Source organism: Streptomyces sp. CB02400 (genome assembly GCF_001905725.1).
Taxonomy (GTDB): Bacteria; Actinomycetota; Actinomycetes; order Streptomycetales; family Streptomycetaceae; genus Streptomyces; species Streptomyces atrovirens.
Window position 1 is genome coordinate 113,105 of sequence record NZ_LIWB01000004.1, and the last position, 24,246, is coordinate 137,350.

Here is a 24,246-nt window from a genome sequence, read left to right on the forward strand (position 1 = left end):
ATTCACGTTGCCCCGCAATGGTCTTGACAGGGTCAGCGTAAGTACCCCGGCGCGTCCTGGGAACCGAGGGGGTGCCATGGAGACCGCACTGTGACAGTTGTCGCCGTATGGGGCGTCAGGCAACCAAAACCCCTGTGACCGCGTGGAGTCGGTGGTTCAGCCGGTGAACCGGTAGGTCGCCGCCGCCTGCTCGTAGAGCCGGGTCACCTCGTCCCGTTCGGCCTCCGGTCCGCGTACCTGCACCACGTGGTAACGGCCGTCGATCAGCGCCGCGAGATTGCGGACGTACAGTTCGCCGCCGTCGCCGGTCCAGGTGAACTGGCCCTCGGCCATGGTCCGCCCGCCCACCTCGATGGTCTTCAGGCCGGTGGAGGTGGCCCAGCTGGAGTCGCGGTAGGGCTGGAGTTCGCGCTCGTCGTCCCGCTGGTAGGCCATGGGATCACTGCCGTACCGCTGCGCGCTGTCCCGGCCCGGTACGACGATGAGCTCGAAGTCCCCCTCGGAGTAGACGACCTGGCCGCTGCCGTTCTTCGCGGTGCGCTGCCAGCCCTCGGCGACGGCGACCCGGAAACCCTCCGGGTCCTTGGCCAGGGTGAAGCCGTCGGCGACCTCGGGGCCGGTGGTCTGCGTCTCGGTGGAGGCGGCCGACTCCTTGGGGCCGTTCTTGGGACTGTCCTCGGGCTTCGGCGATTTCTGCTCGGCGTCCGGTGGGCTCGGCGCGGGGCTCACCTCACCGGCGGCTCCGGTACGGTCGGCCGAACCCGAGTCGCCCTCACCGGACTTCGGCATGAACAGCATGGCGTACGCGATCGCCGCCGCCATGGCGAGCAGCACCAGCAGGAGCAGGGTGCGGCCGAGCCGGCGCGGGGAACCGGCGTCCCGCCTGGCCCGCTTGTGCCGCCCGTGGTGCGCGGGGAGCCCGGCGCGGCGCCTGCGCACCAGCTCGCCCCGGCGCCGTATGACGGGCAGCTTGCTCGCGTCGGCGGGCGGTGCCGCTATGACGTGCACACCCGCCTCGGGCTCGGGCGCGGAGCGCACCAGCGAACGCAGCCAGCCGCGCAGCTCCTCGAAGTCGAGGCGCTCGGTGGGGTCCTGACGCAGCAGCGACTCCACGACCGGCCGCAGCGGCCCGCACTCCTCGGCGAACGCGGGCGGCTCGGCGCACACCATCTGCACCAGCTCGGCCGTCGACTCCTCCGGGTAGGGCGCGTGTCCCTGTACGGCCCGGAACAGCAGGGAACCCAGCGCCCAGAGGTCGGTGGCGGGGCCGATCGGGGCGGCAAGCTGCCAGTTCTCGTGCACGGGTCCGGCCTGCTCCGGCGCCCACCGCTCGGTCACGGGCCCGACGACGGCCATGCGCGCCTGCCGCGCCCGCTCGGCGGCCAGCGCGGTGGTCGGGCCGCGGCGCGCGGGGGCGTGGGCCACCAGGTCGTCCCAGCGTGCGGGCGGGGCGGGGGCGGCCGCCGGTTCGAGGGCCGCGGGGGCCGCGGGGGTTTCGGGTGTTCCCGGGGCGGTGCGTCCGCTGCCGCCCCCGCTGCCCGCACGGGGCGCGGCCCCGTGCCAGCCGGTGGCGCCCACACCGTAGGGGTCGGCTATCTGTCCCGGCGGAATCGCGGCGGCCGTCGTGCCCGCGCCCTCGTCCCCCGGCCGGGAGACGTACGGCGGCTGCGCGGAGCCGCTGCCGTGCTGCGGGACGGAGGCCGGGCCCCCGCCGTCCTCGGGGGCGGGCCGGGCGCCGGGCAGGGCGGCACGGCCGCTCTGCTGGGCCTCCTGCACCCGGGCGGCGGCCCGGGCACCCGCCCGGTACGCGGCGATCGCCCCCGCGCGGGCCGCCCGCACGTCGCCCGCGCTGTCGAGGGCCTTGGGGGCCGCCACGGGCGAAAGACCACCCGCCGTGTCCGCCCCACCGCCGGACATCCGGCCGGCCCGAGCCTCGATGGCGGCCCGGCGCGCGGCATCGGGGTCGGCGTCGGGCTCGCGGGTGAACCCGGGCGGCCAGGACGGGCCGCGCCCGGCGTCCGGCGCGCCCGCGGGTGCCGCCGGTCCCAGGGCCTCGATCGCCCCCGCTGTCCGCCCCGGTTCCTCGTCCGGAGCGGGCACCGGGTCGTACCCGCACAGTGCCTCCTCCGCCGCACCGACCGCGAGACCGGTGAGCATCACCCGGCCGTCGTCGCAGACGAGCACCGTGCGCGCGGTGATGTTGCGGTGCACCCAGCCGTGGGAGTGCAGTACCCGCAGCGCGGTCAGGACGTCGGAGGCGACCTCCGCCGCCCGGTACGGGGACAGCGGCTTCTCGGCGAGCAGGGCGGCGAGCGGACGCGCGGACACGAGTTCACTGACGATCCACAGCGAACCGCCCTCCGCGAACACGTCGAAGACCTGGTCCAGGCGTGGGTGGTCGGGGATGGCGGCCGCCGCCTGCGCGGCCTCGACCGCGCGCCGCACGACCGGGTCGGCGGGCCGTCGCGTGCCCCCGCGCGCGGACGCGGGCCCGGGTCCGCCACGCCGCGCACCCCTGTCACGGGCGGTGAAACCGTCGGGCAGCCCCTCCGCGTCCAGCACCTCGGCCTCGACGACCTCCGGCAACGGGACCTGTCTGACCAGGACTTCCTGCCCGCTGTAGGTGTCGAAGGCGCGGGTCTCGGTCAGTTCGTACTCGTCGGAGGGCGGCAGCGGCAGGCGGTAGCGGTCGGCGAGAACCCGTCCCGCATAGTCGTCCACGTTGCCTCCCCCGGCACTACGGTCGATCGGTTCCGTTCGCCCGGCGGGCCGTTCCGGCTGCGTACGGTCCGCAAGCATTCACGATACGTGCCGGAGGCAACCCGCAGAGAGGGGATGCCACATCTGCCTCCCCATTCCGCGGGCCGGTCATGCTCAGGACTTCGGCCGGAACGTCTTCGTCAGCGTCCGCCAGGTGTCCTTGCGCTGGTCGCTGCCCCAGTCGGCGGCCTTGGCCGTGTACATCAGCCCGTACCCGAGCCGGTCGCCGACGACGGTCCCCCGGTCGATGGACCGGTACTTGGTCCCGCTCTCCACATAGGTGAACTCCCAGTCGGCCGTGTTCCAACCGCGGTAGTCCACCGCCTCGATACGGATCCGCTGGTACTGGGAACGCACCATGCTGCGTTCCTGGTTCTTCCAGTCCGCGACCGGGTCGTCCTTCGGCGTGGTCGTCCAGCCGATGAGCAGCTTCTGTCCGTTCGGCCCGGTGAACCGGTCCCCGGCGGCCCCCGTCGACTGGAACTTCCATCCCTCGGGCAGCCCGATCGAGTACCCCTGGTTCCCTTCGTACGTCTCCGCCGCCGACGTACCGCCGCCGTCCTCTTCTCCGGCCTCTTCCCCGGCCTCGTCCTCGTCCCCGGCCGATCCGCCGGTGCCGGTGCCCGCGGTGGTGGTCGCCGAACCCGTTCCCGTGCCCGTCGGCTCGGTCGCCGTGCCGTCGGTGCGGGTGCCGTCCCCTTCGTCACCCTTGGTGTCGGCGCTCGGGGTCCCGCTGACGACGGTCCCGCCGCCGCTGCCCTTGGCTCCCTTGTCGCCCTCGTCGTCGCCGCCGAGCGTGAGGGCCAGCACGGCGCCGAGCACGGCGAGCACCACGACCACCGCGATGATGATCAGCGTCCGGCGCGGCACCACATCGGTGAGCGGCGCCCGCGGCACGGCCCTGGCCGGCAGGTCCGGCGGCGTCATCACCGGCCAGCCCGAACTGCGGCCACCGGCGTCCGGCTTCTGCCGCGCGGTCCCCTGCGCACCCGGGCCGGACGCCTGGGCCGGCCTCGCGGCGGGCTTCGCGGCCGGAGCGGAGGGCGATGCCGCGCCGGGCCTCGTCCCGGAGGCACCCGCCGACGTGCTCCTGGTTCCCGCGGCCGGCTCGGCGGCCGAAGCGGTGCCGCCACCGCCGGACTTGGCGCGGGTCGCCGCGGCGGCACCGGCCGAGCCGGCCGCCACCGCCGCCTTCCGCACGGAACGCAGCGCGCCCCGCAGCTTCTCCCCGGCCTCCTCGCCGCGCCTGCCCCCGGCGCCCGCCCGCTCGTCCGGCTGCTCGGGCAGCGGCACGACCTTCGTCGCGTCCGCCGGCTCCCCGGCCTCCTTGGGCGCGGGCGCGTCGAGGACCGCGTTCAGCATGGCCCGGGCGCCGCGGTCGTCGAGCCGCTGGGCGGGGTCCTTGTTGAGCAGCCCGTAGATGACGTCCCTGAGCGGCCCCGCGTTCTTCGGCTCGTCGAGCGGCTCGGTCATCACCGCCGTGAGCGTCGCGATCGCGGACCCCTTGTCGTACGGCGGAGTGCCCTCCACCGCCGCGTACAGCAGCCCGCCGAGCGACCACAGGTCGGCCGCCGGCCCCGGCTTGTGCCCGCGGGCCCGCTCCGGGGAGATGTAGGAGGGGGCGCCGACCAGCATGCCGGTCGAGGTGATGGACGGGTCGCCCTCGACCTGGGCGATGCCGAAGTCCGTGAGCACGACCCGGCCGTCCTCGGCGATCAGCACGTTCGACGGCTTCACGTCACGGTGCAGGATGCCCTCGCGGTGCGCGGAGCGCAGGACGTCCAGGATGGCGAGGCCGACCTCCGCCGCGCGCCGCGGCTCCAGCAGGCCGTCCTCTCGGATGGCCTCGGCGAGCGACTTGCCCTCGACGAGTTCCATCACGATCCAGGGCCGGTCGTCCTCCTCGACCACGTCGAAGACCGTCACAGCGCTGTTGTTGCGGATCCGCGCGATCGCCTTGGCCTCGCGCAGGGTCCGCGTGATCAGCCGCCGCTTCTCGTCCTCGTCGATGTTCGACGGGAAGCGGAGCTCCTTGACGGCGACGGTCCGCCCCAGAGTCTCGTCCTGGGCCCGCCACACCGTGCCCATGCCGCCGCGGCCGAGCACATCTCCCAGCCGGTACCGCCCGGCGAGGAGACGTGCGCTCTTGTCCTGACGGGATGTCCCCGCCCGCTCCGCCTCCGACATGCGTCCCCTCATGCAACCCGCCCTGACAGAGCCTTCATTGTCCCTCACCCGACAAGTGGTCGACGCCCAGGGTGCCTCTGGCCGCACACCGGGCCCGGCGGCACGGCACCCGGGTGACGGACACGTCCCCCCGCCCTGCATGATGGGCCTCCGACATGGGAGGAGCAGGGATGCCGCCGCTTCGGACACTATTGGCCGTTCCTGTGTCCCTGGCCCTGCTCGCCCTGGCCCCGACCGCCTCCCCGGCCCCGGCCGTCCCGCCTACGGACGCGCTCCTTCCGCTGCTGGTCACACGGGGCGGCGCCCCGGCCGCGGCCCTGCTGGCCCTGGAGGAGACCGGCGCCCGCTACGCCGACACCGGCCCGGGCATCGAGCGTGCCGACCACTTCCGCGCCGGCAGCATCACCAAGACGTTCGTCGCCACGGTCGTCCTGCAACTGGCCGACGAAGGCCGCCTGTCACTGTCCGGCACCGTGGAGGAACATCTGCCCGGCCTGGTGCGGGGAGCGGGCAACGACGGCCGCGCGCTGACCCTGCGTTCCCTGCTCACCCACACCAGCGGCCTGTACGACTTCTCCGTGGACACGCGAGGCACCGTGCCGGTCACCCCTCTTCAGGCCGTACGCATCGCGCTCACCCACCCCCCGGCCGACCCCGGCCGCTTCTCCTACTCGAACACCAACTACGTCCTGCTCGGCCTGGTCGTCGAACAGGTCACCGGCCGCTCGTACGCCGCCGAGGTCGAGCGCCGCATCATCGCTCCGCTGCGTCTGACGGGCACCTCCTTCCCGGGTTCCCTGACCTCTCTGCCCTCGCCGCACGGCCGCTCCTACGCGACCGACGGAACCGACGTCACCCGGCTCGACCCGCGGGTGGCCGGCGCCGCGGGCGAGTTGGTGACCACGCTCGCCGACCTGGACCGCTTCTACGCGGCCCTGCTCGGCGGTGAACTGCTGCCCCCGCGCCGGCTGCGCGAGATGCTCGACACCCGCACCGCACACGGCTCGTACGGCATGGGCCTGTTTCCTGTGACGCTTCCGTGCGGCACCACGGTGTGGGGACACAACGGGCGCATCTCCGGCAGCTACGTGCGCACCGCGGCCACGGTCGACGGCCGGCGTGTCCTCACCTTCCGCGTGAACACGGAGTCGATGGCGGACCCCGGTCTCGAACCCGCGGTGCTCGCGGCCGAGTTCTGCCCTCGCACCTCCTAGAACGACCGGGTTCCGAACGGAGATCCCGGATCCCGCCACCCGTTCGAGTGATTCGGGCCGGTGGCCAGCGGCCCACGACTCGCGGCCCACGGCCCACGACCTGCGGCCTTCGGCTACAACGGCACGATGTCCGGGGCACCCAGCCGTGCCGCGTCCGCCGTCAGGTCGTCGGGCTGCCGCTGCGACTCCCGCTCGGCCTCCACCCGCTTCTCGTAGTGCCGTACCTCGCGCTCGATCTGGTCCTTGTCCCAGCCCAGCACCGGCGCCATCAGCTCGGCCGCCTCACGGGCGCTGCGCGTCCCCCGGTCGAACGTCTCGATCGAGATACGGGTGCGCCTGGTCAGCACGTCGTCCAGGTGCCGCGCACCCTCGTGCGAGGCGGCATAGGTGATCTCGGCACGCAGATAGTCGTCGGCGGCCCGGAGCGGCTCGCCCAGCGAGGGGTCCGAGGCGATGAGGTCCAGGACCTCCTCCGCCAACGCGCCGTACCGGTGCAGCAGGTGCTCCACCCGTACCGTGTGCAGGCCGGTGCGCGCGGCTGTGCGCGCCCGCGCGTTCCACAGCGCGTGGTAGCCCTCGGCGCCGACCAGCGGCGTGTCCTCGGTGACGCAGTCGGCGACACGCACGTCGAGTCCGTGCACCGCCGCGTCCACCGCGTCCTTGGCCATGACCCGGTACGTCGTGTACTTGCCGCCCGCCACCACGACGAGTCCGGGTACCGGATGTGCCACGGTGTGCTCGCGGGACAGCTTGCTCGTGGCGTCCGACTCACCGGCGAGCAGCGGCCGCAGACCGGCGTACACGCCCTCCACGTCGTCCCGCGTCAGCGGCACCGCGAGCACCGAGTTCACGTGCTCCAGCAGGTAGTCGATGTCCGCGCTGGACGCGGCCGGGTGCGCCTTGTCGAGGTCCCAGTCGGTGTCCGTGGTGCCCACGATCCAGTGCCGGCCCCAGGGTATGACGAACAGCACGGACTTCTCGGTGCGCAGGATGAGCCCGGTCGTGGAGTGGATGCGGTCCTTGGGGACGACCAGGTGGATGCCCTTCGAGGCCCGTACGTGGAACTGTCCGCGTTCGCCGACCATCGCCTGGGTGTCGTCGGTCCACACCCCGGTGGCGTTGACGACCTGCTTGGCGTGGATCTCGTACTCGCCGCCGCCCTCGACGTCCTGCACCCGGGCGCCCACGACGCGTTCGCCCTCGCGCAGGAACCCCGTGACCCTCGCGCGGTTGGCGGCTTTCGCGCCGTACGCCGCCGCCGTGCGCACCAGCGTCGCCACGAACCGGGCGTCGTCCATCTGGGCGTCGTAGTACTGCAGGGCTCCGACCAGCGCGTCCTTCTTCAGACAGGGTGCCACCCGCAGCGCGTGACGGCGGGTCAGGTGGCGGTGCACGGGCAGGCCGCGCCCGTGTCCCCGGGCCATCGCCATGGTGTCGTACAGCGCGACGCCCGATCCGGCGTACAACCGCTCCCAGCCCTTGTGCTGCAGCGGGTACAGGAACGGCACCGGGCGCACCAGATGCGGAGCGAGCCGCTCCAGCAGCAGGCCGCGCTCCTTCAACGCCTCCCGTACGAGCACGAAGTCGAGCATCTCCAGATAGCGCAGGCCACCGTGGATCAGCTTGCTGGACCGGCTGGAGGTGCCCGACGCCCAGTCACGCGCCTCGACCAGGCCCGTGGACAGGCCGCGCGTCGCGGCGTCGAGCGCCGTACCCGCGCCGACCACGCCGCCGCCCACCACCAGCACGTCCAGCTCGTGCTCGGCCATGGACGCGAGTGATTCGGCGCGCTGCGCCGGCCCCAGTGTCGCTGTCCTCACCGCTGCCTCCCGCTCATCGGTCGCATCGGCCGCACCCGTCGGGCGAAGCCCGGTCCCCCACCCTCATGCCCAAATTCTGACCGGCTTGCCCGACTTCGGCCACCACGGACCCCGGCTTGTGGACAACCCTGCGGAACGACTCACCGAAACTCAGCCGACCAATCCCATATATCGGTCATATTTACTCCTAGTCTGACATTGCGCTCGCCTGTCCAGTCCACAGGGCTTGCGCACCTGTCGCACTCCGGTTATTGGGAAGGACGGCCCACGCCATGCCCGCAGATCTCGCCGTCATCGGACTCGGCCCGTACGGCCTGCCCCTGGCCCAGGCCGCCGTCGCCGCCGGCATCTCCACCATCGGTTACCGGACCGGCCCCGAGCCGGGCTCCCTCAGCGCCGCCGAACAGCGACGCATGCTCGCGCAGGGCTTCCGCACGACCGCCAACGCCGCCGAGCTCGGCCGGGTGCGCACCGCCGTCATCTGCTCACCTACTCCGCGTGGTGCGGACGGCGGGCTGGATCTGGGCCAGGTGGAGACGGCCGCCCGCACCCTCGCCGCGCGGCTGCGCCCGCACACCACGGTGATCCTCGAGTCCCCGGTACCCCCCGGGACGACGGAGGGGCCCCTGCTGCGCCTGCTCGAATCGGGTTCGGGCCTGCGCGCGGGGCACGATTTCCACCTCGCCTACTCCCCGAGCCGGGTCGACCCCGGCAACCGCGACCACACCCCCGCTAACACCCCGAAGGTCATCGGCGGCCTCACTTCCGCCTGCACGGAGTCGGCCGCCGCCTTCTACGGACGCATCACCGACAAGGTGGTACGCGCGCGTGGCCTGCGCGAGGCGGAGACCGTACAGCTCCTGGAGACCAACTTCCGGCACGTCAACATCGCCCTCGTCAACGAGATGGCCGCCCTCTGTCATGACCTGGGCATCGACCTGTGGGACGTCCTCAGATGCGCGGAGACCAAGCCCTTCGGCTTCCAGGCGTTCCGCCCCGGCCCCGGCGTCGGCGGCCACGCCGTCCCCCAGGACCTGACCGCCCACGCGGGCCGCACCCTGCGCATGGCGGAACTGGCCGGGGAGGTCAACGGCCGTATGCCGCGCTACGTCGTGCAGCGCGCCGCCGCGCTCCTCAACGAGCACGGCAAGTCCGCGCGCGGCGCGCGCGTGCTGCTTCTCGGCGTCACCTACAAGCCCGATCTCGCCGACCAGCAGGGCTCCCCGGCCCAGGAGATCGCGGCCCGGCTGATGGAGCTGGGCGCCTCCGTCAGCTACCACGACCCGCACGTACCGTCCTGGAACGTCCTCGACCACCCCGTCCCCCGCGCGGACTCCCTCTACGAGGCCGCCGCCGACGCCGACCTGACGATCCTCCTCCAGCAGCACCGCACGTACGACCTCCAGGGCCTGTCGGTGAAGGCCCAGCTGATGCTGGACACGCGGGGGGCTACGCCTACGGGGGCGGCGCACCGGTTGTGAGGGGGCGCCGGGTGGCCGGCGGGTTGGTAATGCCTACCAGGGAGTGCGCGGAGGACGAGTTGACTCGATCGAGTGAAGGCGTACCCGCGGGCTTGCGGTGCACTGGGCCGACCGGGCTAGCGTGATCGTGCGATCTGGGCGCTGGTACGGCGCCGGGCGTGCGGGGCCCCCGCTCCACCAGAGTGATGGTTCGGGGCCTCCTCGTCGCCTCCGACCGTACGTGCGTAGCAGGTCGCGCAGGGAACTGGCCTCCTGGGACCGGACCACGCACACGATGCGTGTCGCCGCCCTGGGGTTGAGTATGCCGGGGACCAGTGCGCTCAAGATCGTTCGGGGCGTGCGGCTGGATGGGCTCACTCCTGCTCAGTTCGAAGGAACGGTGGCCGCTCACTTCCCGCAGAGCCACACGACACGCCTCCTCCGGAACTTCACCATCCGCAGATGGATCCGGTCCCAGGTGGTGGGCCTTGCGGAGACGGCCCATAGCGCGCCCTCGGATATGGGGCGCCTCGTCCGCGCACGCGGACACGCGAAAGGGGCCGATCACCCCACCCAGGTGATCGGCCCCTTCGCGCGCCGTGAGAAGGACTACCGCCGGTGCTGCGAGTCCGCCACCGTCACCTCGACGCGCTGGAACTCCTTCAGCTCGCTGTAGCCGGTCGTGGCCATCGCGCGGCGCAGGGCGCCGAAGAGGTTCATCGAGCCGTCGGGGGTGTGGGACGGGCCGGTGAGGATCTCCTCCAGCGTGCCGACCGTGCCGAGGTCGACCTTCTGGCCGCGCGGCAGCTCCTCGTTGACGGCCTCCATGCCCCAGTGGTTGCCCTTGCCCGGGCCGTCCGTCGCGCGGGCCAGCGGGGAGCCCATCATCACGGAGTCGGCGCCGCAGGCGATCGCCTTGGGCAGGTCGCCGGACCAGCCGACACCGCCGTCCGCGATGACGTGCACGTACCGGCCGCCGGACTCGTCCATGTAGTCGCGGCGGGCGGCGGCCACGTCGGCGACCGCGGTGGCCATGGGCACCTGGATGCCGAGCACGTTGCGCGTGGTGTGCGCGGCGCCGCCGCCGAAGCCGACGAGGACGCCCGCCGCGCCGGTGCGCATCAGGTGCAGGGCGGCCGTGTACGTGGCGCAGCCGCCGACGATCACCGGGACGTCGAGCTCGTAGATGAACTGCTTCAGGTTCAGCGGCTCGTGCGCGCCGGAGACGTGCTCCGCCGACACCGTCGTACCGCGGATGACGAAGATGTCCACGCCCGCGTCGACGACGGCCTTGGAGAACTGGGCGGTGCGCTGCGGGGAGAGCGCGGCGGCGGTGACGACGCCCGAGTCGCGCACCTCCTTGATGCGCTGCCCGATCAGCTCCTCCTTGATGGGGGCGGCGTAGATCTCCTGGAGGCGGCGGGTGGCCGTCTCGGCGGGCAGGCCGACGATCTCGTCCAGCAGGGACTGCGGGTCCTCGTAGCGGGTCCACAGGCCCTCGAGGTTCAGCACGCCGAGGCCGCCGAGCTCGCCGATGCGGATCGCGGTGGCCGGCGAGACGACCGAGTCCATGGGAGCGGCCAGGAACGGCAGCTCGAAGCGGTAGGCGTCGATCTGCCAGGCGATCGAGACCTCCTTCGGGTCCCGCGTACGGCGGCTGGGGACGACGGCGATGTCGTCGAAGGCGTACGCCCGGCGGCCGCGCTTGCCGCGCCCGATCTCGATCTCAGTCACGTCTGTGGCCTTTCCCTGATGCGTTGCAGCGCCTTCCAGTATCCCCGACGGCCGCGGCGCCCACCGCCCCGGACGTACGGCGAGGGCGGCCCCGGATGTTCCGGGACCGCCCTGGAAGGCCTTCTGTCTACTTGCGGCTGTAGTTCGGTGCCTCGACCGTCATCTGGATGTCGTGCGGGTGGCTCTCCTTGAGGCCCGCGGAGGTGATCCGTACGAAGCGGCCGTTGTCCTGGAGCTCGGGCACGGTGCGTCCGCCGACGTAGAACATCGACTGGCGCAGGCCGCCGACCAGCTGGTGGACGACCGAGGAGAGCGGGCCGCGGTAGGGCACCTGGCCCTCGATGCCCTCGGGCACGAGCTGCTCGTCGGAGGCGACGCCCTCCTGGAAGTAGCGGTCCTTGGAGAACGACTTGCGGTCGCCGCGCGTCTGCATGGCGCCCAGCGAGCCCATGCCGCGGTACGACTTGAACTGCTTGCCGTTGATGAACAGCAGCTCGCCCGGGGACTCCTCGCAGCCCGCGAGCAGCGAGCCCAGCATCACCGTGTCGGCGCCCGCGACGAGAGCCTTGGCGATGTCGCCGGAGTACTGCAGGCCGCCGTCGCCGATGACCGGGACACCGGCCTCCTTGGCGGCCAGCGCGGCCTCGTAGATCGCCGTGACCTGCGGGACGCCGACGCCGGCGACGACACGCGTGGTGCAGATGGAACCGGGGCCGACACCGACCTTGATGCCGTCGCAGCCCGCGTCGACGAGGGCCTTGGCGCCGTCGCGCGTGGCGATGTTGCCGCCGATGACGTCGACGCCGGAGGAGTTCGACTTGATCTTGGCGACCATGTCGCCGACCAGGCGGGAGTGGCCGTGCGCGGTGTCGACGACGATGAAGTCGACACCCGCCTCGATCAGGGCCTGGGCGCGCTCGAAGGCGTCACCGGCGACACCGACCGCGGCACCGACCAGGAGGCGTCCCTCGGCGTCCTTGGCGGCGTTGGGGTACTTCTCGGCCTTCACGAAGTCCTTGACCGTGATCAGGCCCTTGAGGACGCCGCTGTCGTCGACCAGTGGAAGCTTCTCGATCTTGTGGCGGCGCAGCAGCTCCATGGCGTCCGGGCCGGAGATGCCGACCTTGCCGGTGACCAGCGGCATCGGCGTCATGACCTCGCGCACCTGACGGGAGCGGTCGGTCTCGAAGGCCATGTCGCGGTTGGTGACGATGCCGAGCAGCTTCTTGTTGCCGTCGGTGACCGGGACGCCGCTGATGCGGAACTTGGCGCACAGGGCGTCGGCCTCGGCGAGCGTGGCGTCCGGGTGGATGGTGATCGGGTCGGTCACCATGCCGGACTCGGAGCGCTTCACCAGGTCGACCTGGTTGGCCTGGCCCTCGATGGACAGGTTCCGGTGCAGTACGCCGACGCCGCCCTGGCGGGCCATCGCGATCGCCATGCGCGACTCGGTGACCTTGTCCATGGCGGCGGACAGCAGCGGGATGTTGACCCGCACGTTCTTGGAGACGTACGAGGCGGTGTCGATCTGGTCGGGCGCCATGTCCGACGCGCCCGGCAGCAGCAGCACGTCGTCGTAGGTCAGCCCGAGTGTCGCGAATTTACCGGGCACTCCGTCGACGTTGGCAGTCATGACACCTTCCCCAAATGGCCTTGATCGGTGCGGATGTCCATGCTAACGGGAAGCGCGGGTGTCTCATTCCACGGTTTCGCACGGCTCCAGGCTTCGTATGTTCGTACGGGAACGGCTGATCTTCCGTTCATATTCCGTTCGTACGCCGAAGGGGCGGCGCGGTGGCGGGGGTTACTGCTCCGCCAGGGCGCGCAGCCGGCTCAGCGCGCGGTGCTGGGCCACCCGGACGGCGCCGGGTGACATTCCCAACATCTGTCCAGTCTCCTCCGCCGTGAGGCCCACGGCGATCCGCAGCAGAAGCAGCTCGCGCTGGTTCTCGGGCAGGTTGGCCAGCAGTTTCTTGGCCCATTCCGCGTCGCTGCTGAGCAGGGCGCGCTCCTCCGGGCCGAGGGAGTCGTCGGGGCGTTCGGGCATCTCGTCGGAGGGCACGGCCGTCGAGCCGGGGTGCCGCATCGCCGCGCGCTGCAGGTCGGCGACCTTGTGGGAGGCGATGGCGAAGATGAACGCCTCGAAGGGCCGGCCGGTGTCCTTGTAGCGGGGCAGCGCGAGGAGCACCGCGACGCAGACTTCCTGGGCGAGGTCCTCGACGAAGTGCCGGGCGTCGCCGGGCAGCCGCGACAGCCGGGTGCGGCAGTAGCGCAGTGCCAGGGGGTGGACATGGGCGAGCAGATCGTGCGTGGCCTGCTCGTCTCCGTCGACCGCGCGATGGACGAGCGCACCGATCGCCCCTTGGGCAGTGCCCGCCTCGTCGTCGCGCATCGGTCCATGGTGCCTTGCGGACGTCTGGTCCGCGGCACCGTGTCCCTGGTTGTGCACCGAAGCGTTATGAGCAGGTGCGCCGGAACTCATCCCTTGCGCCCTCCCCTTCCGCTCGACCGACTCGTCCCCGAGGAACTCCACACCTCAAGGATGCGGCATCCGCGGCGAAACGAGCAGTGGGCACCGGGCGGCTGCCGCCGAGGCGCTGGTGGACGGGGGTTTTCGCACCCCGGGCGCGGTAGACGGCGGGGCTTCCACGCCCCGCGCGACGGACGACGGGCGTGCCCGCACCCCAGGCACAGCCGACGACAAGGGGCTCGCGCCCCAGGCCAGGCTGACGGGGCTTCCACACCCCGCACGGCGGACGACAGGCATGCCCACACTCCGGGCACAGCCGACGACGAGGGCTTGCACACCCCGGGCCCGGCGGATCCGGCCGGCTCTGCCGACTCGGCGTGCTCCAGGGCCGGCGCGGCCTGCTCCGGGACCCGCCCGGTCGGCTCCATGGTCTGCCGTGCGGCTCGGTTCGGGTCCGTGGGGCCGTGTTGCGCCGCGCGGGACCACGGGCTTCACCCCACCGGCAGCACGCCACCGCAGCCACGGACTTTCCGTGCGCCGACAGCACACCGCGCGAGGCCACGAACCCCGTGCCCATTGACAGCACACCGCGCGAGGCCACGAACCCCGCGCCCACCGACAGCACACCGCGCGAGGCCGCAGACCCCGTGCCCACCGACAGCACACCGCGCGAGGCCGCAGACCCCGTGCCCACCGGAAGCGCACCGCGCGGAGCCACACCCCGCGCACCGAAAAACACACCGCCCGGAGCCACAACCCGCATACCCACCGCCACCGGAAGCGCACCGCGCACCCTGTGCAGCCGCAGGCTCCGTGTCCCGCCGGAACCACGTCCCCTCAGGGCGCGGAACCTCGTGGCCGGCGGGTTTCGCTCGGGCCCGGAGCGTGCGCGGCCGGTCGCACGGGTGTGTCGCGCTGGTCCCGGTGGCCGGGGGACCGGGCAGGAGCGTTCACAGGCGCCGCTCGGCGAGGTGGACCGGTCCGGGGCGGAAGGGGCCCAGGGCCTCTCGTTCGGACCGTGTCGAACCCGGGGCTCCCGGTTCCGCGCCGGCCGCGCCCCGGCTGCCCCGCCGGTCCACGTCGCCGGGCACGTGGCCCCGAATCCCCGTCAGGCCACACACGCCCAGGCACCAGGGCCCGCCACCGTCCCGCGGTGCAGGGCCCGGGGCCCTGCTCGCTGCCCGGCGTGATCCCGACGTAAGTCGGCCCTAGCGCACCAGGCCCCACCGGAAGCCGAGCGCCACCGCGTGGGCCCGGTCCGACGCGCCGAGCTTCTTGAAGAGCCGCCGCGCGTGCGTCTTGACGGTGTCCTCGGAGAGGAACAGCTCGCGGCCGATCTCGGCGTTGGAGCGGCCGTGGCTCATGCCTTCGAGGACCTGGATCTCCCGCGCGGTGAGCGTGGGCGCCGCGCCCATCTCGGCGGAGCGCAGCCGGCGCGGGGCGAGCCGCCAGGTCGGGTCGGCGAGCGCCTGCGTGACCGTGGCCCGCAGCTCCGCGCGGGAGGCGTCCTTGTGCAGATAGCCGCGCGCGCCGGCCGCCACCGCGAGCGCCACACCGTCGAGGTCCTCGGCGACCGTGAGCATGATGATGCGCGCTCCGGGGTCGGCGGACAGCAGTCGCCGGACCGTCTCGACGCCGCCCAATCCGGGCATGCGTACGTCCATCAGAATCAGGTCCGAGCGGTCGGCACCCCAGCGGCGGAGGACTTCCTCGCCGTTGGCAGCCGTCGTCACGCGCTCGACGCCGGGCACGGTCGCAACCGCGCGGCGGAGCGCCTCTCGGGCAAGCGGGGAGTCGTCGCAGACGAGGACGGAAGTCATGGCCGCCCTCCGCAGCTGATGCGCGTCACCTTGAGCCTCCAGGCTGGTACGAAATCGTCACCTGTGCGGTCGACCGTCTCGGACGCCCGCCCGAGCGCTTGTCCCTTCAACCGCCTCGCACTCTCAACGACGGTCACTCGAAAGAGTTACGGGGCCGTCTGCCACCTTCGGCACTCTACGTGAGGAGGCGGACACGATGGAGATACGCGCGACGGACCTCCGAACTTTCACCACAAGCCATGCCCCATTCAGCCCCTTTTCTTCCCCTTTGTTGGTGTCCGGGGCTAGATTCGCAATGAGTCATATTTTCATCTCCTTGGATCGTAGTTGTACGGTCGTGGACACCGGATCCGCCCAGAACGGCTACAAGGGGTCACGCAATGGCAGATTTCTCCCGCCTTCCCGGACCGAACGCGGACCTGTGGGACTGGCAGCTCCTGGCTGCCTGCCGCGGGGTGGACAGCTCGCTCTTCTTCCACCCGGAGGGCGAGCGTGGTGCGGCTCGAAGCGCTCGCGAGAACTCGGCCAAAGAGGTCTGCATGAGGTGCCCGGTGCGCGCCGAGTGCGCCGCACACGCGCTGGCGGTACGCGAACCGTACGGCGTGTGGGGCGGACTGACCGAGGACGAGCGCGAAGAGCTGATGGGGCGGGCGCGCAACCGGCTGGTGTCGGCATCGGCCGCCGGCGGGCACACCGCTTCGAACAATTGAAGGAACGTTTCTTCAAGCACACCGACACACCGAGAACACGGGGCACGCACCCGTACCCTTGCTTCGTCACTGGGGGTGATCAACCGCTCCTCACACGCGGTGACCACGTACCCTGAACCCCCTTACCGGGCGGCCGCCCCGGCCAGCTTCTCCAGCGTCGCGGTGACCGCCGGCACCTGGGCGAGGTCCGGGAGGGTGAGCGCGACGATCTCCCGGCGCACGGCGGGCTCCAGCGCCACGGTGCGCACTCCCCTGGGCCGTACCGACTCGATGGCGAGCTGGGGCAGCACCGCCACCCCGAGTCCGGCGCCGACCAGTCCGGCGACGGCCGGGTAGTCGTCGGTCGCGAAGTCGATGCGCGGGGTGAAGCCGGCCGTCTCGCACACCTCGACCAGCTGGCCCCGGCAGCGCGGGCAGCCGGCGATCCAGGGCTCGTCGGCGAGTTCGCCGATGGCGACGGACTCCGCGCGGGCGAGCCGGTGCCGTTCGGGCACGAGCCCCACCAGCCGGTCCGACAGCAGCGGCCGTACGACGAGGTCGTCCCACTCCTCGGCGCCCGCCGCCCCTTCGTACCGGAAGGCGAGGGCCACGTCGCAGTCGCCCTCGCGCAGCATCTCCACGGAGCGGGGCGGTTCGGCCTCCTCCAGGGAGACCCGGGTGCCGGGGTGGGCGGCGCGCAGGGCGGCGAGGGCCGTGGGGACGAGTGTGGAGCTGCCGCTGGGGAAGGAGACGAGCCGGACCCGGCCCGCGCGGAGCCCGGCGATGGCGGCGACCTCCTCCTCGGCGGCGGTCAGTCCGGCGATGATCCCGGCCGCGTGCCGCACCAGCGCCTCTCCGGCCTGCGTCAGGCGCATCTCGCGGCCGCTGCGTATGAGCAGGGGCGTCCCTACGGACGCCTCCAGGGCCTTCATCTGCTGGCTGACGGCGGGCTGGGTGCAGCCCAGTTCGCGGGCCGCGGCGGAGAAGGAACCGGAGGTGGCCACGGCACGCAGCACGCGGAGATGACGGGCTTCGATCACACCTCAAGGATAAGCCGAACTTTGACACGGCGCCGGATAATGCGTCGACGCTTTGATGTTCATCGCTTACCGTGCGACTCATGAAGCTTCTGTCTGTGAACCTGGGGCGACCCAAGGCCGTGCCCTACACGGACCACCGCGAGGGTGTGACCGGCATCGACAAGCAGCCCGTGGACGGGCCGGTGCGGGTGGCCGCGCCGGGGCCGAAGGGGATCGGCGCGAGCGGCCTGGCCGGGGACGCCGTGTGCGAGACCCGGCACCACGGCGGGGACGACCAGGCGGTGTACGCCATGGCCCGCGAGGACCTCGACGAGTGGGAGCGCACGCTGGGGCGCCCGCTGACGAACGGCATGTTCGGCGAGAACCTCACCACCGAGGGGATCGACGTGTCCGGCGCCCTGATCGGTGAGCGCTGGGCCGTCGGTCCCGAGGTGGTGCTGGAGGTCACCTCCGGGCGTATCCCCTGCCGCACCTTCCAGGGCCATCTGGGTGAGAAGGGCTGGGTGAAGCGGTTCACGCGGCGGGGTGCGCCGGGGGCGTACTTCCGGGTGATCCGGCCCGGTGAGATACGCGCGGGTGACGCCGTACGGATCGTGCACCGGCCGGATCACGAGGTGACGGTCGCGCTGCAGTTCCGCGCGGTGACGACCGAGCGGGCGCTGCTGCCCCGGCTGCTGGCGGCGGGCGGGGCGCTGCATCCGGAGGCTTTGGCGACGGCACGGACGTACGTGGAGAAGCACGGGACGGAGCCGACGGCCTGACGGCATGTCCATGGGATGACACGAAGCGGACGCCCCTCCTCCGGGTAACTACTCTTGCGCCATGACAACGGCTCTGATTACGGGATCGACGGCTGGGATCGGTGCCGCGTTCGCGCGGCGGCTGGCGGCCGACGGACACGATCTGGTGCTGGTCGCCCGCGACACCGTCCGGCTGCGCGAACAGGCGACCGAGCTGCACGACCGCCACGGCATCGAGGCGGAGGTGCTGACCGCCGACCTGGCCGAGGACAAGGGCATCGAGGCGGTGGCCGACCGTCTCGGCGACCGCAAGAACCCCGTCGACCTGCTGGTCAACAACGCCGGCTTCGGCCACCGGGGCCGTTACCTCGAGGTCCCCATGGCCGACGAGCTGAGGATGCTCAAGGTGCACTGCGAGGCGGTGCTCCGGCTGACGTCGGCGGCGGTGGAGGCGATGCGCGAGCGCGGGCGCGGAGGTGTCGTGAACGTCGCCTCGACCGCCGCGTTCGTGCCGCGCGGGACCTACGGGGCGTCCAAGGCGTGGGTCGTGCAGTTCACCCAGGGCGCGGCACAGGACCTGGCGGGCCACGGCGTACGGCTGATGGCGCTGTGCCCCGGTTTCGTGCGCACCGAGTTCCACGCGCGGGCCGGGATGGGCACGGACAACATCCCGAACTGGATGTGGCTGGACGCGGACAAGGTCGCCGCGGCGGCGCTCGCGGACCTGGCCCGGGGCAAGACTCTGTCGATCCCGGATCCGCGCTACAAGGCGCTGATGGGGGCGGCGAAGCTGGTCCCGCGCGGGTTGCTGGGCGGGATCTCGTCGCGGACGGGACGGAAGTACGGGCCTCGGTAGGCCCCGGCAGGCCCCGGCAGGCCCCGGCAGGCCCCGGCAGACCTTGTACGGGTGACCCGACGGCCGCCCCGCCACAGCGGGACGGAGCCCGCTCCCCGGGAGAAAATGGGTGCTGACGGAACCGACCCGGACGCAGGGGGACCGGAGGCGAGAGCCATGACCTTCCTACAGCTCATCGACTGCAGGACCAGCCGGTTCGAGGAGATGGACCGGCTCCTGGACCAGTGGGCCGAGCAGACCAGGGGGAAGCGGACGGCGACGCACGCGGTGGTCGGCAAGGACCGCGCGGACACGTCGCACGTCGTCGAGATCGTGGAGTTCCCGTCGTACGAGGAGGCGATGCGGAACTCCAAGCTGCCGGAGACCGACCGGATCTTCCGGGAGATGGTGGCCCTGTGTGACGGTATGCCGACTTTCACGGACCTGGACGTGGTGCGCGACGCGCGGCTGAACGCGGACTCCGCGCGGCGCTTCTTCGAGATCCTGGCCACCGAGGACGACCTCTCCCCGATGACGGGTCTGATCGAGGAGCACTACCACGACCACGATCCGGCCAACGAGCAGGACGTCATCGGCCTCGACCACCTCCGGCGCGAGATGGACGTGTGGCGCGGTGGCTTCGACTTCGCGTTCCGGATCGAAGACCAGCTCGCCGAGGGGGACCGGGTGTGCACCCGGTGGAGCTGGGAGGGCACCCACAAGGGCGACTTCCTCGGCATCCCGGCGACGGGGAGGAAGGCCACCATGACGGGCACGACCATCTTCCGCTTCGGCGACAACGGGAAGATCGTCGAGGGCTGGTGGCAGTACGACCGGCTGGGGCTGATGGCGCGGCTGGGGGCGCTGGAGCCGACGGATCTCTGAGCCGACGGATCTCTGAGCCGGCGCCGACGGACGACCGCCTCGGTCCCACGCCTCTTGCCGCCCCCTCGTGATACCTGGGGCGGACGGGGTCAGACCGAAGCGGTACGCCCAAGCGCGCCTGCGGGGCGATGTGTTGAGAACATCCCGGGACCTAGCGTCGGCCGCATGATCACCAGACCCCGCAGAGCCGCCCCGGCCACCCTGCTCGCCCTCGCCCTGTCCGTCCCTCTCCTGGGTGCCGCACCGGCCGCACCGGTCGCCGTGGCCGACGTGGCCGCCGACGTCCGGACCTCACCCCGGTCCTTCCACCCGGACGGGCTGGAACTGCCGTACCCCACCGGCCCGTACCCGGTGGGCCGGCGCACCCTGCACCTGGTCGACCGGCACCGCACCGACCCGTGGGTACCGGCGGCCGGCGACCGGGAGCTGATGGTGTCGGTGTCCTACCCGTCCCGCCGGGCCGGCGGCCCCCGCGCGGCGTACATGACCACCGACGAGGCACGGCTCCTCCTGGAGGCGCGGGGACTCGGTGGCATCGTGCCCGCCGAGACGGTGTCCGGGGCGCGGACGCATGCCCGGGAGGGGGCGCTCCCGGCAGCGGGGCGCTTCCCCTTGGTGCTGCTCTCCCCCGGCTTCTCGATGCCGCGCGCCACGCTCACCTCGCTCGCCGACGACCTGGCCAGTCGCGGCTATGTCGTCGCCCTGGTGGACCACGCGTACGAATCCGTCGGCACCGCCTTTCCCGGCGGCCGGGTGCTGACCTGCGCGGCCTGTGAACAGGTCGGCACGGCCGGGGAGGCGTCGGTCGTGCGCGGCCGGGCCGAGGACATGTCGTTCGTGATCGACGAGCTGACCGGCCGGCGACGCACGGGGGCGCTGTCCCGCGCCATCGACCCGGACCGGATCGGCGTCGCCGGGCACTCGATCGGAGGCGCGACCGCCGCGGCGACCATGGCCGCCGACCACCGCGTGCGGGCCGGGGCCGACCTGGACGGCAACTTCTTCCTGAGCCCCGCCGCGGCGGGGCTCGGCCGGCGCCCGTTCATGATGCTCGGCAGCGAGTCCACGCACGGTCCCGGCAGCGCGGTGAGCGACTGGTCCGAGGCATGGCGGCACCTGGACGGCTGGAAGCGCTGGCTGACCGTGACCGGCGCCGGGCACTTCTCCTTCACGGACCTGCCCCACCTCGCCGACCGGTTGGGGCTGGCGGACCCCGCCGTACCGCTCTCCGCGGAACGCGGATGGCGCATCACCCGTGACTACGTGGCAGCCTTCTTCGACCTCCACCTGCGGGGCCTGCCGCAGCCGCTCCTGGACGGCTCCGCGAACACATATCCCGACGTCGTGTCCCGGCAGCCGTGACCGGGCGATGTCGCTGAGTGCCGCCGAGTACCGCCGAGTGCCGCGTCCGGGGCACCGGTCGTGGCTTTCAGCGGTTGACCGCGGAGGCGGGTGCGCGCTCGTGTTCCTCGTGCCGGACGAGGAGCGTGGCGATCACGAGAGTGACCGGGTGGCCTGGTCACCTGCTACCGGGCGGCTCGGGGCTCGGGTGCCGCCGCCCGCGCCCAGCGGTGGAGCGTCTCGCTCTTGTCGTCGTACGTGAGCCAGGTCCCGTCGCCGAGCGGGCGTACGTAGCTGTCGACGGGGCCCGTCGGGTACGTGACCACCCCGCGTATGCGCAACGTGTGCGCGTCGAGCAGCCAGTGGCGGGCCCCCTCCGGGTCCTCGTCGGATTCGACCGTCGAGGCGATGACGGTGTCGGCGTCGACGAAGCCGCAGGAGTAGTCCCAGTAAGTCTCGTCGTCGTCTTCGTCGTCGTCGGCCGATTCGGGTTCCTGCTCGGCGATCACCGTGCCGTCCAGGGCGTGGAGTTGCAGGTCCGCCCCGTAGTGCTCGACCGTCAGGAAGCCGGGGTGTCCCGCGTGGACGTCCGTCAGGATGCGGTCCAGGCCCTCGTTCACGTCCCAGCCGGTCAGCTTCTCGCCGTCCCGGCGCGCCCAGTACAGCAGGATGCCGTCCTGGCCCATGCCGATACTCAGCCCCATGTGGACACCGTCCGGATGGGAGAGGTGGTGCGAACCGGCCGTCCCGCCGTCCAGCGGCAGCCACCCCAACTCCCGTCCGTCGCGGGCGTCCAGGACCACCCAGCGCTCCTGCCAGTCGCCCGGTTCCGGCTCTGCCACGACATGCGCCCATACGAGCCTGCCGTCGTCCGAGATCCGGCAGGAGCCGTGCTCCGAACCACGGCACACCTCCTGCTCGTCGCCCGTGTGCGGGTGATCGAGCTCGGGACCCCAGCAGTTGTGCCGGTACTCCCACAGCGTCTTCCCGTCCGTCCCCATGGCCCGTACCGCGCGCTGCCCCGAGAAGACCGCGAAGGTGCCGTCCGGGCTCACCGAGTGAACGCCGTGGTCCCACCGGGGCCAGGGCAGGGGGAAGACGGCCGTCGGCGCGCGCTCCCCCGCGAACAACTCCCGGAGGTCGTAGACCTCCAGCTCGTGCCCGTTCCGGAGCAAGGCGCGGCAGGGACCGTCCCTGCGGCTTTCCAGCGCGAAGCCGTTGACCAGTGCGCGCCCACCCGGCAGCCTCACCGAGTCGCGCAGTTGTGCGGTGATCGACATGACCCGAAGGTAACGGGCCCCACTGACAGGGTGGACCGCCCTTCGCGCTCACCGAGGACCGTGGGGCGTCCCCGCGGCCCGGCACCACCGTGTGGACGGTGGTCACGGCACCGCGAACGCACAGGGTGGGGACGGCCGTTCCGTGACGGCGACGCGCCGCGCCACGTCCTCGGGGCACGGCCGAGGGTCTCTTCCCGGTACCGGACGGCAGCAATACCACCGTCCATGTGATCACCGCCTGGAACCCCCGCGGCCGTACCGCGTCGGACGACGCCAACGCCCGTGACCAGCGTCTGCTGCTCGACGAGGTCCGTCGCCGTGGTCTCACCTCGTGGCCCGCGGCGGGAGGCGACGTGAGCGGCACGCACCGGGAGGAGAGCGCCGCCGTCGGACTGAGCGATGCGGCGGCGCGTGCTCTGGGGCGCCGCTTCGGCCAGGACGCGGTGTTCGCCTGGTCCCCCGACGCCTGGCGGGTCCTGGCGTGCGGAAGCGGCGCCGTGGCGGTGAGCGGATGGGTGGTGAGCGGATGGGCGGCGTCCGGACGGGCGTAGGCGTAGGCGTAGGCAGGAGCAGAGCGATGGGCATGTATCCCGTGCGTGCCCCGGATCACTGTCCCCGCTGCGCCGCCCGGCCCGCCCTCATTGGATGAGCTTGATGAGTTCCGCGCCGGCTTTGTAGAAGGCGAAGAGGCCGGGGGCCACTGACAGGAGGGGACGGAGTCGGCCTCTCAGGGGGTACCAGCGGGGCGCCTCGTACAGCAGTTTCCCCTGGACGGAGAGGTAGGAGAAGTCCCTTTCGCCGGCGGAGGGGCCGCGCGACACGACCGCACCGTCTCCACGCTCCAGCAGGCGCCTTTTCACTTCGGCTCTTTTCCGAATGATGATCTTCCGGTGATTTTTGACCATCACCCAGAGGAGCGCCAGCACGATACCCAGGTTCGCCCAGATTCCCACCAGCGCCATGACGCCGATGACCGTGTTGCCCGATTTCCCGGGGGCACCCTGCAAGATGTAGGCCACGGCGAAAAGGGAGACGGTGAAGTTCAGGAAGCCGAGATAAACCATCGCGTTGACGTCACCGACCGGCTTCCAGCCGAAGTCGTCGTCGCGGTCCCTCGGTACGTACTGGAACACCCAGTGTTTCCTGGACCTGATCGAGAACATCAGGATCTTCTGATAGATGTAGGCCTGCTTCGCCGCGAAGTAGACCCCGATCGTCCCCACGGCGATCCAGGTGGCGGCCAGCAGCGGATGCTCCGTGTAGTTCGCCCACCAGGAGGCGCGCAGGACGTCTTCGCTCGGATGGTCCCTCGATATCTCGGAGAGATCGGAGAAGGCGCGGCCGCCCTTGTAGGCCGCCCAGTACAGGTAGCCGCTCCCGATGGCGCTGACGGCGAGCAGCACCACTTTGACCAGGCGCCCGAGGCGGATCTCCCCGTTGAGGCGTTCGAGCTTCTCGGCGAGCTTCCCCACCTTGAACTTCTCCGGCCGCACGAGCCCGGAGGCGACGAGGTCCCTCTGGAGCCGGGAGAGTCTTCTGACCAGGGTGAGATAGAGCGTCACCGCGAGTGTGGAGGTGACGCCGAGGGCGACGCTCGGCAGGTCGGCGACGAGAGGCAGTTCGCGGCACTCCGAAGGGTGCTCCCGGAAGGCGGGGACGGCCAGGTGCAGAAGAGTGGAAGGAGGACATTCCCGCGACGATTCCACCCCGACCGCGGCACATGCGGCGAACACGGCGAGCATGACCACGAACGGGAAGGACGGAATGAAGAAAGCCTGCTTCACCTTGCTCTTCGGAGTGATCTTCTCCGAATAGACATCCAGGGCACTGCGGACCCTGACGGATGCGCGCCTGATTTTCGATATGAGTGACTTCAGGAATTTCACGGCACGCTTCCCCACTGTCGTACACGTGTCGCACACGCGCGGGGATGCAGCCGATCGACACCCCCGTGGAGATTAGCCGATTCCC

Annotated in this window: 18 protein-coding genes; 8 read left to right on the forward strand and 10 right to left on the reverse strand. The window is 71.8% G+C overall.

Features of this window, described 5'->3' with window-relative positions:
* Positions 1-156: 156 nt before the first annotated feature.
* Both AMK33_RS11405 and AMK33_RS11410 read right to left on the reverse strand, forming a co-directional pair.
* On the reverse strand, positions 157-2,721 hold the full coding sequence (locus tag AMK33_RS11405; protein WP_073932695.1) for a protein kinase domain-containing protein: 2,565 nt from the start codon (positions 2,719-2,721) through the stop codon (positions 157-159).
* 153 nt (positions 2,722-2,874) lie between these two features.
* Complete coding sequence (locus AMK33_RS11410) at positions 2,875-4,947, reverse strand: serine/threonine-protein kinase (RefSeq protein ID WP_073932696.1); 2,073 nt, start codon at positions 4,945-4,947, stop codon at positions 2,875-2,877.
* 170 nt (positions 4,948-5,117) lie between these two features.
* Here AMK33_RS11410 and AMK33_RS11415 point away from each other — a divergent pair, with 170 nt between their 5' ends.
* Complete coding sequence (locus AMK33_RS11415; RefSeq protein WP_073932697.1) at positions 5,118-6,161, forward strand: serine hydrolase domain-containing protein; 1,044 nt, start codon at positions 5,118-5,120, stop codon at positions 6,159-6,161.
* A gap of 113 nt (positions 6,162-6,274) precedes the next feature.
* Here AMK33_RS11415 and AMK33_RS11420 read toward each other — a convergent pair whose 3' ends face one another.
* The gene (locus tag AMK33_RS11420) at positions 6,275-7,981 is read right to left on the reverse strand and encodes a glycerol-3-phosphate dehydrogenase/oxidase (RefSeq protein ID WP_073932698.1); all 1,707 of its coding nucleotides are present in this window, start codon (positions 7,979-7,981) and stop codon (positions 6,275-6,277) included.
* A gap of 272 nt (positions 7,982-8,253) precedes the next feature.
* Here AMK33_RS11420 and AMK33_RS11425 point away from each other — a divergent pair, with 272 nt between their 5' ends.
* A complete protein-coding gene (locus AMK33_RS11425) occupies positions 8,254-9,462 on the forward strand; it encodes a nucleotide sugar dehydrogenase (protein WP_073932699.1) in 1,209 nt (402 codons plus the stop codon).
* 588 nt (positions 9,463-10,050) lie between these two features.
* On the opposite strand, the gene AMK33_RS11435 is transcribed toward AMK33_RS11425, so the two are convergent.
* From AMK33_RS11435 to AMK33_RS11450, 4 genes are all read right to left on the reverse strand, one after another.
* A complete protein-coding gene (locus tag AMK33_RS11435) occupies positions 10,051-11,175 on the reverse strand; it encodes a GuaB3 family IMP dehydrogenase-related protein (protein ID WP_073932701.1) in 1,125 nt (374 codons plus the stop codon).
* 127 nt (positions 11,176-11,302) lie between these two features.
* A complete protein-coding gene (gene guaB, locus AMK33_RS11440) occupies positions 11,303-12,808 on the reverse strand; it encodes an IMP dehydrogenase (RefSeq protein WP_073932702.1) in 1,506 nt (501 codons plus the stop codon).
* A 171-nt stretch (positions 12,809-12,979) separates the two neighbouring features.
* Entirely contained in the window at positions 12,980-13,567 is a 588-nt protein-coding gene (locus tag AMK33_RS11445; protein WP_030829597.1) for a sigma-70 family RNA polymerase sigma factor, read from the reverse strand.
* 1,286 nt (positions 13,568-14,853) lie between these two features.
* Entirely contained in the window at positions 14,854-15,465 is a 612-nt protein-coding gene (locus AMK33_RS11450) for a response regulator transcription factor (protein ID WP_003948568.1), read from the reverse strand.
* Between the two features lie 380 nt (positions 15,466-15,845).
* Here AMK33_RS11450 and AMK33_RS11455 point away from each other — a divergent pair, with 380 nt between their 5' ends.
* Positions 15,846-16,175, forward strand: coding sequence for a WhiB family transcriptional regulator (locus AMK33_RS11455; protein ID WP_030221185.1), 330 nt, complete (start codon positions 15,846-15,848; stop codon positions 16,173-16,175).
* A 122-nt stretch (positions 16,176-16,297) separates the two neighbouring features.
* Here AMK33_RS11455 and AMK33_RS11460 read toward each other — a convergent pair whose 3' ends face one another.
* Positions 16,298-17,194: a LysR family transcriptional regulator gene (locus AMK33_RS11460; protein ID WP_073932703.1), complete on the reverse strand. Its 897-nt coding sequence runs from the start codon at positions 17,192-17,194 to the stop codon at positions 16,298-16,300.
* An 80-nt stretch (positions 17,195-17,274) separates the two neighbouring features.
* On the opposite strand from AMK33_RS11460, the gene AMK33_RS11465 reads away from it, so the two are divergent.
* The 4 genes from AMK33_RS11465 to AMK33_RS11480 all read left to right on the forward strand — a co-directional run bounded on the left by AMK33_RS11465 (position 17,275) and on the right by AMK33_RS11480 (position 21,016).
* Positions 17,275-17,955, forward strand: a complete 681-nt coding sequence (locus tag AMK33_RS11465; protein WP_073932704.1) for an MOSC domain-containing protein — start codon at positions 17,275-17,277, stop codon at positions 17,953-17,955.
* A 61-nt stretch (positions 17,956-18,016) separates the two neighbouring features.
* Positions 18,017-18,790 (forward strand): SDR family NAD(P)-dependent oxidoreductase, encoded by a 774-nt coding sequence (locus tag AMK33_RS11470; RefSeq protein WP_073932705.1) that lies wholly within the window; start codon positions 18,017-18,019, stop codon positions 18,788-18,790.
* A 156-nt stretch (positions 18,791-18,946) separates the two neighbouring features.
* Positions 18,947-19,654 (forward strand): ester cyclase, encoded by a 708-nt coding sequence (locus AMK33_RS11475; RefSeq protein ID WP_073932706.1) that lies wholly within the window; start codon positions 18,947-18,949, stop codon positions 19,652-19,654.
* A 165-nt stretch (positions 19,655-19,819) separates the two neighbouring features.
* Positions 19,820-21,016, forward strand: coding sequence for an alpha/beta hydrolase family protein (locus AMK33_RS11480; RefSeq protein WP_073932707.1), 1,197 nt, complete (start codon positions 19,820-19,822; stop codon positions 21,014-21,016).
* A gap of 164 nt (positions 21,017-21,180) precedes the next feature.
* Here AMK33_RS11480 and AMK33_RS11485 read toward each other — a convergent pair whose 3' ends face one another.
* Positions 21,181-22,275, reverse strand: a complete 1,095-nt coding sequence (locus AMK33_RS11485) for a hypothetical protein (RefSeq protein ID WP_073932708.1) — start codon at positions 22,273-22,275, stop codon at positions 21,181-21,183.
* 227 nt (positions 22,276-22,502) lie between these two features.
* Here AMK33_RS11485 and AMK33_RS11490 point away from each other — a divergent pair, with 227 nt between their 5' ends.
* A complete protein-coding gene (locus AMK33_RS11490) occupies positions 22,503-22,826 on the forward strand; it encodes a DUF3293 domain-containing protein (RefSeq protein ID WP_073932709.1) in 324 nt (107 codons plus the stop codon).
* A gap of 87 nt (positions 22,827-22,913) precedes the next feature.
* Here the strand turns inward: AMK33_RS11490 and AMK33_RS11495 are convergent, their stop codons facing one another.
* Entirely contained in the window at positions 22,914-24,161 is a 1,248-nt protein-coding gene (locus AMK33_RS11495; protein ID WP_143203820.1) for a hypothetical protein, read from the reverse strand.
* Positions 24,162-24,246 lie beyond the last annotated feature (85 nt).

What these genes read in the sequence shown, in the direction of transcription:
- AMK33_RS11410 (WP_073932696.1), bottom strand. Translation starts at nt 4,947, where the DNA reads ATGTCGGAGGCGGAGCGGGCGGGGACATCCCGTCAGGACAAGAGCGCA.
- AMK33_RS11415 (WP_073932697.1), top strand. Translation starts at nt 5,118, where the DNA reads ATGCCGCCGCTTCGGACACTATTGGCCGTTCCTGTGTCCCTGGCCCTG.
- AMK33_RS11425 (WP_073932699.1), top strand. Translation starts at nt 8,254, where the DNA reads ATGCCCGCAGATCTCGCCGTCATCGGACTCGGCCCGTACGGCCTGCCC.
- guaB (WP_073932702.1), bottom strand. Translation starts at nt 12,808, where the DNA reads ATGACTGCCAACGTCGACGGAGTGCCCGGTAAATTCGCGACACTCGGG.
- AMK33_RS11445 (WP_030829597.1), bottom strand. Translation starts at nt 13,567, where the DNA reads ATGCGCGACGACGAGGCGGGCACTGCCCAAGGGGCGATCGGTGCGCTC.
- AMK33_RS11450 (WP_003948568.1), bottom strand. Translation starts at nt 15,465, where the DNA reads ATGACTTCCGTCCTCGTCTGCGACGACTCCCCGCTTGCCCGAGAGGCG.
- AMK33_RS11455 (WP_030221185.1), top strand. Translation starts at nt 15,846, where the DNA reads ATGGCAGATTTCTCCCGCCTTCCCGGACCGAACGCGGACCTGTGGGAC.
- AMK33_RS11465 (WP_073932704.1), top strand. Translation starts at nt 17,275, where the DNA reads ATGAAGCTTCTGTCTGTGAACCTGGGGCGACCCAAGGCCGTGCCCTAC.
- AMK33_RS11470 (WP_073932705.1), top strand. Translation starts at nt 18,017, where the DNA reads ATGACAACGGCTCTGATTACGGGATCGACGGCTGGGATCGGTGCCGCG.
- AMK33_RS11475 (WP_073932706.1), top strand. Translation starts at nt 18,947, where the DNA reads ATGACCTTCCTACAGCTCATCGACTGCAGGACCAGCCGGTTCGAGGAG.
- AMK33_RS11480 (WP_073932707.1), top strand. Translation starts at nt 19,820, where the DNA reads ATGATCACCAGACCCCGCAGAGCCGCCCCGGCCACCCTGCTCGCCCTC.
- AMK33_RS11485 (WP_073932708.1), bottom strand. Translation starts at nt 22,275, where the DNA reads ATGTCGATCACCGCACAACTGCGCGACTCGGTGAGGCTGCCGGGTGGG.